The following is an 11,123-nucleotide window of genomic DNA, read 5'->3' on the forward strand; positions in this document are numbered from 1 at the left end:
GGAAAATATCTACAGGCATATGTCATCACCTCTTCACCGCATTCATACTGGAGGCGGCACCACCCATTGTCCATAAGCATGCGGCAGTTACCAAAAAAGTCATGGCACAGCTCGGCATATTTATATGGATCAGGATTTGAAAGAGGTTTAATCGCAAGATCCAGTCCCTGTCTTAGCTCATCAGAGCATGACAAACCAACCAGCTTGAAATATTCCTGCTGGGACATGTTAATGGTAAGACCATTACAACAAGTATGACGGCACAAAGGGCCTTTACAGGTAAAACTTGGATAATAATCCGGACTTAGAAAGTTGTCTTTAATTGTCATAAGATGAACCGGATTCTGAGGCTACGCATTCAGATATTACAAAAGTTGCACTATCACTTTGCGCTGCTTTGGTAGTAGACATTTCATTATTGCAGCCGGTCATAAACAGCGAAATAACTGCTGTGAGTACAACTGTAACGATTATACATAAAAATCTAATGCTTGACATATAAAATCGAAACCTCAAAGAACTATTACAAAATATTACAAAATTGTTTACAGGTGATTATATTATAATCCTCTTCTATGAAATTGCAACAAAAAAATACAAGAAATTTTGTACAAAATATAAGGACTAATAACCGGTCTTTTAACACAAAATGTGCATGTATAGCCAAGCATTGAAATGAGTATTTTTTTCTGATATTATAGATTGGCATTTATGATAAATTATAAAGGCCGCTGAAAACGAAAACATAGTAGTCGTTTTAACGCATATATTTAGTAGCTGATTATTGTAACAGGCAAGTTTTTACAGTAACAGTTTCAATGCCGGATACAAGGTAGATGGAGGTAATAAAGATGCAGTCCCGTACACATACATGCGGAGAATTAAGACTGTCAGACGCAGGCAAGAAGGTTAAGCTGTGCGGATGGCTTGAGAATTTCAGAGAAGTTGGAGCAGAGCTTGGATTTGTTGTAATCCGTGACTTTTACGGTACAACACAGGTTGTAGCTGAGAATGCTGATATGGTTAAGCAGTTCAAGGCAATTACTAAGGAATCAACTATTTCTGTAGAAGGTGTAGTAAGAGAGCGTAGCTCTAAGAATCCTAAGCAGGATACAGGTGAGATTGAAGTAGTACCGGAAAAGGTTGAGGTACTTGGACGCTGCCGTTACAACGAGCTTCCTTTTGAGATCAATCACAGCCGTGAAGCAGATGAGACAGCAAGACTTAAATATAGATATCTTGATCTTAGAAACCCTGAGGTTAAGAAGAACATCATATTAAGATCCCAGATCATAGCAGCTCTTAGAAGCTCTATGACAGATCACGGTTTTATGGAGATCACAACTCCTATACTTACAGCATCATCACCTGAAGGAGCCAGAGACTATCTTGTTCCTGCCCGTAAGCACCCAGGTAAGTTCTATGCACTTCCTCAGGCTCCGCAGCAGTTCAAGCAGCTTCTTATGGTTTCAGGTATTGACCGTTACTTCCAGATAGCTCCTTGCTTCCGTGATGAGGATGCAAGAGGTGACAGATCACCGGGAGAATTCTACCAGCTTGATATGGAGATGGCATTTGCTTCTCAGGAAGATGTATTTGCAGTAATCGAAGATGTACTTCCTCCAATCTTTGCCAAGTACGGAACATATGACAGAGCATCAGGTGCTCCATTTGTAAGGATTCCTTATCTTGAAGCTTTGGAGAAATACGGAACAGATAAGCCAGACCTTCGTATCGACCTTATTGTTTCAGATGTTACAGATCTTCTTCGCACACCTGACTTCGCTCCATTTGCTGACGGCGTTATCAAGGCAGTTGTTGTATCTGACTTCCATGAGAGCCGTAAATTCATCGACAAGACAATGGAAGCTGTAGAAGTTCAGTCAGGTAACAAGGGTTACTGGTTCAGAGTAGATGAAAATGGCGAACTTGTAGGTGGTATCTCCAAGTTCGTAGCACCTAAGAAGGATGAAGTTGTTAAGGCACTTTCACTTGAGCCTAATACACTTGTAGTTCTTTCTGCTGGTGAAAAGGGCGCTGCTGTTAAGACAGCAGGTGTTCTTGTTAAGACATTTGGCGCAGCTGTTCCCGGACACATGGACAAAGAGCAGTATGCATTCTGCTGGATAGTAGACTTCCCTATGTACGAGATAGGCGAAGAGTCAGGCGAACTTGAGTTCTGCCACAATCCTTTCTCAATGCCTTCAGGTGGTCTTGATATCCTTCTTAAGGCTGAAAAAGGTGAGGTTGATCCTCTCACAATCATGGCAGATCAGTACGACCTTGTTGTTAACGGCGTAGAGCTTTCATCAGGTGCTGTTCGTAACCACGATCCTGAGATCATGATCAAGGCATTCGAACTTGTAAAGCTTGGTGAAGAGGACGTTAAGAAGAAGTTCCCTGCTATGTACAACGCATTCTGCTATGGGGCACCGCCGCACGCAGGAATCGCTCCCGGAGTAGACCGTATGGTAATGCTCCTTGCAGCAGAGGATTCAATCCGTGAGATCATTCCATTCCCTATGAACAAGAATGCTCAGGACGTAATGATGGGAGCTCCGGGCTTTGTAACAGACAAGCAGCTTGAAGAGCTTCATATCAAGACTACAGCTACAGAAGAATAAAAATTGAAGTATTTATTATTGAGGTCGTTTAGATGCTATGTACATCTAAACGACCTTTGTTTTTTACATGCTGATAAATATATTTATTGGATTATTTTGTGCTTGCAATTGTTGATATGTCAGGCTGTGGCGCATGTGCTATGAAAATCAGTCTAATCGAGTGTAAATTATTATTAAAAACAAAACGAAACAAGTGTACTGGCTTAATTCTTGCGTATAAATTCCACACTATGTTACAATATTTGTGAGCGTGCGTGATTTTATATTTTTGTTATGAAAGGTATATATGCGAGATTGGTCTAATGCGTTTAAATATCTTGTATATGTTGGCCAGCTGGGGCTTGATCTGATAATGCCCGTGCTGCTTTGTCTTGCAGGAAGCTGGTACCTTAACACACATTTGGGTTTTGGAATGTGGATTTATTTTGTTGGGCTTTTTTTGGGTCTTGGCGCAGGCTTTATGACCTTTTGGAAGTTTTACACCAAGATAGTTATGAAGGGTCAGAAGAGGCCGGACAAGAACAAGCCAAAGAGTCATTCTTTTTCCAAACATTACTAAAATAGGCTTTTTAGCCGAATATATATTATGTGGACACTTACTTATGACAGATTCAAGAGGACATTTTAAGGGGAGGGAAGTTTCATGCATTTAGATGATGATATCAAAGGACTCGTAAAAGGAGTTTTTACCGGGTGCGGGATTTTGTGCGTCGTTGAAATTGTGGTTGGTTTTTTAATATCATTAACCGGCCTGTACTCATTTGATGCGACTATTGTTATCGGTGCTGTTGGCGGTACTCTCATTGGAATGATCTGCTTTATCTGGATGGCAGCATCACTTCAGAAATCGCTTGATGCGGCACAGAATGGAGGTGCAGAAGTAAGAAGAGGCGTTCAGAAAGGCTACACTCAGAGAATGGGGCTCCAGTGCTTATGGATTGTAGCTTCTGTTTTTGTACCATTTATCAATGTGATAAGTGCTCTTATACCGCTTCTTTTCCCAAAACTTGCCATTTATTTATTGCAAATAACCGGTAAGCTGAATCTTACTCAGAAGGTGGATTCCGAGGCCGGAGTAAAAGGAGGTGAATCCTGATTTATGGATATTAATCTTCATGGTGCGAGGATTTATACGATCGTAGAAAACTCGCCGATTGGGGAAATCCACATCACTCAGACAATGATCATGGGCTGGGTTGTTCTTGTCATAATGTCCTTTTTGTGCTGGTTTCTTGGTAGAAATCTGCAGGTTACCGGTATAAGCAAGAGACAGGCAATAGCAGAGTGGATAGTTGAACTTCTCAATAACTTCGTAAGAGGTAATATGGGAGACAAATTCGACTATTATATTCCTTTCATAGGAGCTTTGTTTGGAACAGCTATCATAAGTAACATGATAAGTCTTGTTGGAGGATGCTGGAGTCCGACTGCCGATCTGGCAACAGAAGCAGGATGGGCGATCATTGTATTGATACTCATAACCAAGCATAAGATAAAGGCTAACGGATTTGGCGGATATCTTAAAGGATATCTTGATCCTATGCCTGTAATGCTTCCGATGAATATCATCAGTGAGTTTTCAACGCCTATTTCAATGGCTTGTCGTCACTTTGGTAACATACTTTCGGGTATGGTTATCGGCACCCTGATCTATTCAGCACTTGGACTTGCGAGTGCTGCACTACTGGGACTTATCCCTGTAGTAGGTGGATGGCTTGCAGCCAATATTCCGATTCTTGAAATTGGTTTACCTGCAATCACATCGCTGTACTTTGACTGGTTTAGTGGATTGATCCAGCCGTTTATCTTCTGTACGTTAACATGTATTTTCATTAAACAGGCATCAGAATAAGTTGCTTATGCAAATCAAAAAGCAGGCAGTAACTAATAATTCTTAGGAGGAATTAAATATGGATTTAACAGTATTAGCAAAAGGTATCGCACTTGCAGGATGTGGCATTGGCGCCGGACTTGCTCTTATAGCAGGTATAGGTCCTGGTATTGGTGAAGGTAACGCGGCAGCAGCAGCAGTTTCTTCTATAGCTCGTCAGCCTGAAGCATCAGGTGAGATCAGATCAACTCTTATCCTTGGTGTTGCTCTTTCTGAGACAACAGGTATTTATGGTTTCGTTACCGGTCTTCTTCTTATCTTCGTTGCACCGGGTCTTTTCCTTGGACAGCTTTAATAAGGTCAGGAATAAGGACACCTAAACCAAGAAAAGGAGAATACCATGGAAGCAACATATAATTTATTGGTTTCGCTGGACTGGCAGACAATTGTTGTTCAGCTGATCAACCTGGGTATTCAGATTCTTTTGTTCAAAAAGTTCCTGTACAAACCTGTAATGGACATTCTGGCTAAGCGCCAGGGACTTGTAGATCAGCCACTTAAAGAGGCTGAAGAAGCCAAGGCTAAGGCACTTGATCTTAAAGATCAGTATGAGACAAGCCTTTCCAGAGCCAATGACGAAGCCGATCGCATCGTTAAGGAAGCTACAAGTACTGCAGCTAAGAAAAGTGAAAAGATTGTTGCAGATGCCCAGTCAGAGGCTGCCTCAATTAAGAGACAGGCAGAGAATGATATTGAGCAGCAGAAGAAGCGTGCGATAAATGATGCCAAGGATGAAATCGGTTCTATGGCAATGAGCATCGCAGCTAAGGTTATCGGCCGCGAAATAAACGAAAAGGATCATGAGAACCTAGTTGACGAATTCATTCAGAATGTTGGAGATACGTCTATATGATGACCGAAACAGCCAAGAAATATGGTGGAAGCTTATATGAGCTTGCTTCGGAAGAGAATCAGACAGATCTGGTTTTGGATCAGCTTGGAACCGTACTTTCTCTTATGAAAGAGAATCCCCAGTACGTAAAGCTTCTTTCAGAACCCAGCATAAGTAAGGACGACAGAGTAAAGCTCCTTGATGAAGCTTTTGGAGCTGAAATGTGGCCTTATCTTCTGAATTTCTTGAAACTCATGTGTGAAAAAGGATATATGGGCGAAGTTAAGGGATGCGCTAAAGAATACCGCAGACTCTATAACGAAGCTCATGGCATTGTAGAAGCAACTGTTACAAGTGCTGTAGCACTTACAGATGCTCAGAAAAATGCCCTGCATGATAAGCTTGAGAGGATGAAAGGCAAGAAGGTCGATATGACCTGCTATGTCAACCCTGCGCTTATCGGTGGTATCCGTCTCGACATGGATGGCAAGCGATATGATGGCACAGCTAAAGAGCGTATTGATGCTCTTAATTCCATCATCAAAGATACAGTTGTATAGCCCCTTAAGGGTAAGTATGCGCAGAATGCGCAGGAATAAGAGGATGAGAAATGGCGCTGAAACCTGAAGAAATTAGTCAGATAATAAAAAGCCAGATTAAGCATTATTCCGCCGCTATCGAACAGGCAGAGACAGGAACTGTTATCCTGGTCGGTGACGGTATCGCACGTGCCAGCGGAATGGAAAAATGTATGGCCGGAGAACTGGTTGAATTTTCAAACGGTACTTACGGTATGGCACAGAATCTGGAAGATAACAGCATTTCAATCGTCCTTCTGGGTTCCGACGTAGGAATTAAGGAAGGCGATATTGTAAAGCGTACAGGAAGAGTTGTATCTGTTCCTGTAGGCGATGAAGTACTTGGACGAGTAGTTAATGCCCTTGGTCAGCCAATAGATGGCAAGGGTGATATCAAGCCTGTACGTTTCGATCCTATCGAACATACAGCACCTGGAATCATTGAACGTCAGCCTGTTAAGGAACCACTCCAGACAGGTATCAAAGCTATCGATTCAATGATCCCTATAGGCCGTGGACAGCGTGAGCTTATCATAGGTGACCGTCAGACAGGTAAGACTGTCATTGCTACAGATACTATCATCAACCAGAAGGGTAAAGATGTTATCTGTATCTATGTAGCCATAGGCCAGAAGAATTCCACAGTTGCCAACCTTGTTGCAAGTCTTGAAGCAGCAGGCGCTATGGAATATACAGTAGTTGTTGCGGCTACGGCATCTGAAGGTGCACCACTTCAGTATATTGCACCATATGCCGGAGCTACTATCGGTGAATATTTCATGAATAGCGGCAAGCATGCCCTCATCATTTATGATGATCTTTCAAAGCATGCTGTAGCTTATCGTGAATTATCACTCCTTATCAGACGTCCACCGGGACGTGAAGCTTATCCTGGTGATGTATTCTATCTGCACTCACGTCTTTTGGAAAGAGCAGCTAAATTGTCTGAAGCTAATGGCGGCGGATCACTTACAGCTCTTCCTATCATTGAGACACAGGCAGGTGATGTATCAGCATACATTCCTACCAATGTTATCTCTATTACAGACGGACAGATATTCCTCGAGACAGAGCTTTTCCACGAAGGTGTACGTCCTGCCGTTAACCCCGGTATCTCTGTATCCCGTGTAGGTGGTAATGCTCAGATCAAGGCCATGAAGAAAGTTGCCGGAACTCTTAAGCTTTTGTATTCACAGTACAGAGAGCTTCAGTCTTTCGCACAGTTCGGATCTGATCTTGATGAAGATACCAAGTCTCGTCTTGATAAGGGTGCAAGAATTGTGGAAGTTCTAAAGCAGAACAGAGGAACTCCTATTCCTGTTGAAAAGCAGGTTGCAATTCTTTATGCCGTTAACAATGACTACCTTAAGGAAGTCGATACTACTCAGGTAGCAGAATATGAGTCAGGACTTTATGATTTCCTCGATGCTAATGAAAGCGGCAAGGCCGTAATGGAGAAAATTGCTGCTACAGGTGCATGGGATGATGAGATCGAAGGTGCCCTAAAGAATTCTCTTAATGAGTATACAAAACGGTTCACAAAGAATGCATAAGCGGAAAGGAGAACTGACATGGCTTCGATGAAAAGCATCAAGCTCCGCATAAAATCAGTGCAGAGCACCATGCAGATTACCAGAGCTATGAAGCTGGTAGCTTCTTCCAGACTCCGCAAGGCCCAGGAACGTGTTGAAAATTGCCGACCTTATCACGAAGTCCTTTCTAAGACGCTTAACGATATAGCCAATTCTAACTCTGATTTTGATTCTGTATATCTTAAGAAGAGAGAGATCAAGAAAAGACTCTATATCGTATTTGGCGGAGACAGAGGACTTGCAGGCGGTTATAATGCCAACATGTTCAGGATGATCGAGCAGGAAACCAAAGGTAAGGAATGTGCATTCCTTCCTGTCGGCAAAAAGGCATTGGAATATTTCCGTAAGAGAAACAGAGAGATAATATCCGATGCTTTCCCACTGGTAGGTGATGTATCTGTCAGTGACTGCTTCGAGATGTCGAGACTCGTATGTGATGGTTATAAAAATGGCGAGTTCGATGAGATCCATGTGGCCGGAACAGTCTTCAAATCGGTTCTTTCACAGGTTCCTACAACCTGGCAGCTGCTTCCGTTTACACCGGATGCACCGTCAGAAGAAGGCCGTGAAGTTATTATGTATGAACCGAATTCTGAAGAGACATTCAATGCGATAATACCGGAATATATTGCAGGTATCATCTTCAGCGTAATGTGTGAAAGTGCAGCTTCCGAACAGGGTGCACGCCGCATGGCGATGGAGAATGCGACCAACAATGCTGCCGACATGATCGACAATCTCAGCTTGTACTATAACCGTGCAAGACAGGCTGCTATTACGCAGGAGATCACAGAGATCGTATCGGGAGCCGGTTCATAAGATATGGAATGAAGCAAGTAACTGTAAACGTCTTTTTCTAATAAAAAGGAGATAATCATTGGCTACAGAAAATATAGGTACAGTAACCCAGGTAATGGGACCTGTACTGGACATCAAATTTGAAGATGGACAGCTGCCGGATCTGATGAATGCCATTGAGATAGATAATAATGGCACACGTCTGGTAGTTGAAGTTGCCCAGCACATAGGCGACGACAAAGTCCGCTGTATCGCAATGAGTAGTACCGACGGCCTTATGAGAGGAACTCCTGCCAAAGATACCGGATCACCTATTAAGATGCCGGTTGGCGAAGAGTGTCTCGGAAGGGTTTTAAACCTCCTTGGAGAGCCGGTAGATAATAAGGAGCCAATTCAGGCTTCAGACTATTGGCCGATTCACAGAGAGGCTCCGTCATACGAAGATCAGCAGACATCCAGTGAGATTCTGGAAACAGGTATCAAGGTTGTAGACCTTATCTGCCCTTACCTTAAGGGTGGTAAGATTGGTCTTTTCGGAGGTGCCGGTGTAGGTAAGACAGTTCTTATTCAGGAACTGATCCATAACGTAGCAACAGAGCATGGTGGATATTCAGTATTTACCGGTGTTGGTGAGCGTACTCGTGAAGGTAATGACCTTTATGGTGAAATGAGTGAGTCAGGCGTTATCAACAAGACAGCTCTTATCTTCGGTCAGATGGATCAGCCTCCGGGAGCTCGTATGAGAGTAGGTCTTTCAGGACTTACTGTTGCTGAGTATTTCCGTGATGTTAAGAAGCAGGACGTTCTTTTGTTCATTGATAACATTTTCCGTTTCACTCAGGCAGGTTCTGAGGTTTCAGCGCTTCTTGGCCGTATGCCATCAGCTGTTGGTTACCAGCCTACACTTGCTACTGAAATGGGTGAACTTCAGGAACGTATCACATCAACCAAGGACGGATCAATCACATCTGTTCAGGCTGTATACGTACCTGCCGATGACCTTACAGACCCTGCTCCTGCAACAACATTCACACACCTTGATGCAACTACAGTTCTTTCCCGTGAGATAGCTTCTCAGGGTATTTATCCGGCTGTTGATCCTCTGGATTCCACAAGCCGTATCCTTACTCCTGAAATAGTTGGTAAAGAACATTATGAAGCAGCCAGAGGTGTTCAGCAGGTTCTTCAAAGATACAGAGAACTTCAGGATATCATCGCTATCATGGGTATGGATGAACTTTCAGATGAGGATAAGCTTACTGTTAACAGAGCTCGTAAAGTACAGCGTTTCCTGTCTCAGTCATTCAGCGTTGCTGAGCAGTTCACAGGTATCCCTGGTAAGTATGTTCCTCTGAAGGAGACGATCAGAGGCTTTAACATGATCCTTAACGGTGAGTGTGATGAGCTTCCTGAGTCAGCATTCCTCTTCTGCGGAACTATTGATGAAGCCTTCGAAAAAGCTAAGAAGTCATAAGATGAAGGAGGGATGAGCTATGGCAACTCCGTTTCATCTGCAGATAGCAACTCCTGACGGGAGTATGCTGGATGGACAGGCAACAAGGATAATCCTCCGTACCATAGACGGCGACGTTTGTATAATGGCTAAACATACCAATTATTGCTCTGCCCTTGGAATGGGACCTGCAAAGGTCATACTTGAGGACGGAACAGAGAGAATAGCAGCATGCATGGGCGGAATGATAAACGTCATGGACGGTGAATGCCGCGTTGTTGCTACAACTTGGGAATGGAAAGAGGATATAGATCTTGAGCGTGCACAGGATGCCAAAAAGCGTGCGCAGGAGCGTCTTGCAACCAAAGACAAACTTGGAGACAAGGATGTAATGCTTGCAGAAGCCAAGCTCAAGAGAGCGCTTATAAGGTCCGATGTAGCGAACAAAAAATAATAGTTGTATTTGAAAAAAGAGCTTAGGAACATGTGATTTTACACATATTCCGAGCTCTTTTTTTGTTGAATAAATAGAAAATCAAATTTGAGGATTAAATAGCAAGAATTAAACATTCAATTTCCAAAAAGTGGTGTAAAATGATTTAGTATTAAATACAAATAATATATCAGTTGTATTACTAAGTTGTATTACAAAATCAGACAACTGATAATAGGCTTGATCAATGTAAAAGATGTAAAAGGTAGGAGGCAATTATGAACAACATTCCAGAAATTAAAATCGGAATCGTAGCAGTCAGCCGTGACTGCTTCCCTGCAAGTCTTGCAGAAAACAGAAGAAAAGCACTCGTTAAAGCTTATGCAGACAAGTACGATGCTAAGGACATCTATGAATGCCCTATTACAATTATTGAGAGCGAGATCGATATGGTTAACGCTCTTGAAGATGTTAAGAAGAACGGATGCGATGCTCTTTGCGTATTCCTTGGAAACTTCGGACCTGAAATTTCTGAGACACTTCTTGCTAAGCACTTTGAAGGACCTAAGATGTTCTGTGCAGCAGCAGAAGAGAGCCAGAATGACCTTATGGATGGCAGAGGCGATGCATATTGCGGAATGCTCAATGCAAGCTACAACCTTGCACTTAGAAATGTAAAGGCTTATATCCCTGAGTATCCTGTTGGAGATGCTGAGGATTGTGCTGATATGATCCATGAGTTCCTTCCTGTAGCAAAGGCTGTATATGCTCTTCAGAATCTTAAGATCATCAGCTTTGGACCTCGTCCAATGAACTTCCTTGCATGTAACGCTCCTATTAAGCAGCTTTACAACCTTGGTGTAGAGATCGAAGAGAACTCAGAGCTTGACCTTTTCGAAAGCTTCAAGAACCATGCAGGAGA

General features: G+C 42.8%; 12 protein-coding genes and 2 pseudogenes. 12 read left to right on the forward strand and 2 right to left on the reverse strand.

The genetic code is table 11. The features are described 5' to 3' along the window. A pseudogene (locus tag K6G87_RS03510) lies at nt 1–329 on the reverse strand (hypothetical protein); the annotation flags it as partial. Then, on the reverse strand, nt 319–498 hold the full coding sequence (locus K6G87_RS03515; RefSeq protein WP_296833970.1) for a hypothetical protein: 180 nt from the start codon (nt 496–498) through the stop codon (nt 319–321). The pseudogene K6G87_RS03510 and the gene K6G87_RS03515, both read right to left, overlap by 11 nt. A 353-nt stretch (nt 499–851) precedes the next feature. Here K6G87_RS03515 and aspS point away from each other — a divergent pair, with 353 nt between their 5' ends. The 12 genes and pseudogenes from aspS to K6G87_RS03575 all read left to right on the forward strand — a co-directional run. Then, complete coding sequence (aspS, locus tag K6G87_RS03520) at nt 852–2,624, forward strand: aspartate--tRNA ligase (RefSeq protein ID WP_296833972.1); 1,773 nt, start codon at nt 852–854, stop codon at nt 2,622–2,624. A 286-nt stretch (nt 2,625–2,910) separates the two neighbouring features. Beyond that, nucleotides 2,911–3,183, forward strand: coding sequence for an AtpZ/AtpI family protein (locus K6G87_RS03525; protein WP_296833975.1), 273 nt, complete (start codon nt 2,911–2,913; stop codon nt 3,181–3,183). 84 nt (nt 3,184–3,267) lie between these two features. Then, nucleotides 3,268–3,720, forward strand: a complete 453-nt coding sequence (locus tag K6G87_RS03530) for an ATP synthase subunit I (RefSeq protein ID WP_296833978.1) — start codon at nt 3,268–3,270, stop codon at nt 3,718–3,720. Between the two features lie 3 nt (nt 3,721–3,723). After that, the gene (locus K6G87_RS03535) at nt 3,724–4,476 is read left to right on the forward strand and encodes a F0F1 ATP synthase subunit A (RefSeq protein ID WP_296833981.1); all 753 of its coding nucleotides are present in this window, start codon (nt 3,724–3,726) and stop codon (nt 4,474–4,476) included. 58 nt (nt 4,477–4,534) lie between these two features. Then, nucleotides 4,535–4,810 carry an ATP synthase F0 subunit C gene (gene atpE / locus K6G87_RS03540; RefSeq protein WP_022758206.1) on the forward strand — a complete coding sequence of 92 codons (276 nt, stop codon included), beginning with the start codon at nt 4,535–4,537 and terminating at the stop codon, nt 4,808–4,810. A gap of 45 nt (nt 4,811–4,855) precedes the next feature. Beyond that, nucleotides 4,856–5,368: a F0F1 ATP synthase subunit B gene (gene atpF / locus K6G87_RS03545; protein WP_296833985.1), complete on the forward strand. Its 513-nt coding sequence runs from the start codon at nt 4,856–4,858 to the stop codon at nt 5,366–5,368. Further along, nucleotides 5,365–5,907: an ATP synthase F1 subunit delta gene (gene atpH, locus K6G87_RS03550; protein ID WP_296833988.1), complete on the forward strand. Its 543-nt coding sequence runs from the start codon at nt 5,365–5,367 to the stop codon at nt 5,905–5,907. Before atpF ends, atpH begins: the two co-directional genes overlap by 4 nt. 50 nt (nt 5,908–5,957) lie before the next feature. Beyond that, entirely contained in the window at nt 5,958–7,478 is a 1,521-nt protein-coding gene (gene atpA, locus K6G87_RS03555; RefSeq protein ID WP_296833991.1) for a F0F1 ATP synthase subunit alpha, read from the forward strand. 18 nt (nt 7,479–7,496) lie between these two features. Beyond that, nucleotides 7,497–8,336: an ATP synthase F1 subunit gamma gene (gene atpG, locus K6G87_RS03560; RefSeq protein WP_296833994.1), complete on the forward strand. Its 840-nt coding sequence runs from the start codon at nt 7,497–7,499 to the stop codon at nt 8,334–8,336. 58 nt (nt 8,337–8,394) lie between these two features. Then, nucleotides 8,395–9,789, forward strand: coding sequence for a F0F1 ATP synthase subunit beta (atpD, locus tag K6G87_RS03565; RefSeq protein WP_296833997.1), 1,395 nt, complete (start codon nt 8,395–8,397; stop codon nt 9,787–9,789). A gap of 19 nt (nt 9,790–9,808) precedes the next feature. Beyond that, a complete protein-coding gene (gene atpC / locus K6G87_RS03570) occupies nt 9,809–10,222 on the forward strand; it encodes an ATP synthase F1 subunit epsilon (protein WP_296833999.1) in 414 nt (137 codons plus the stop codon). 257 nt (nt 10,223–10,479) lie between these two features. After that, nucleotides 10,480–11,123, forward strand: a pseudogene (locus K6G87_RS03575) (fucose isomerase); the annotation flags it as partial.

Source organism: Butyrivibrio sp. (assembly GCF_024699075.1).

Bases quoted from the DNA above. Each gene is read 5' to 3' on its own strand.
- K6G87_RS03515 (WP_296833970.1), bottom strand. From the start codon at position 498: ATGTCAAGCATTAGATTTTTATGTATAATCGTTACAGTTGTACTCACA.
- aspS (WP_296833972.1), top strand. From the start codon at position 852: ATGCAGTCCCGTACACATACATGCGGAGAATTAAGACTGTCAGACGCA.
- K6G87_RS03525 (WP_296833975.1), top strand. From the start codon at position 2,911: ATGCGAGATTGGTCTAATGCGTTTAAATATCTTGTATATGTTGGCCAG.
- K6G87_RS03530 (WP_296833978.1), top strand. From the start codon at position 3,268: ATGCATTTAGATGATGATATCAAAGGACTCGTAAAAGGAGTTTTTACC.
- K6G87_RS03535 (WP_296833981.1), top strand. From the start codon at position 3,724: ATGGATATTAATCTTCATGGTGCGAGGATTTATACGATCGTAGAAAAC.
- atpE (WP_022758206.1), top strand. From the start codon at position 4,535: ATGGATTTAACAGTATTAGCAAAAGGTATCGCACTTGCAGGATGTGGC.
- atpF (WP_296833985.1), top strand. From the start codon at position 4,856: ATGGAAGCAACATATAATTTATTGGTTTCGCTGGACTGGCAGACAATT.
- atpH (WP_296833988.1), top strand. From the start codon at position 5,365: ATGATGACCGAAACAGCCAAGAAATATGGTGGAAGCTTATATGAGCTT.
- atpA (WP_296833991.1), top strand. From the start codon at position 5,958: ATGGCGCTGAAACCTGAAGAAATTAGTCAGATAATAAAAAGCCAGATT.
- atpG (WP_296833994.1), top strand. From the start codon at position 7,497: ATGGCTTCGATGAAAAGCATCAAGCTCCGCATAAAATCAGTGCAGAGC.
- atpC (WP_296833999.1), top strand. From the start codon at position 9,809: ATGGCAACTCCGTTTCATCTGCAGATAGCAACTCCTGACGGGAGTATG.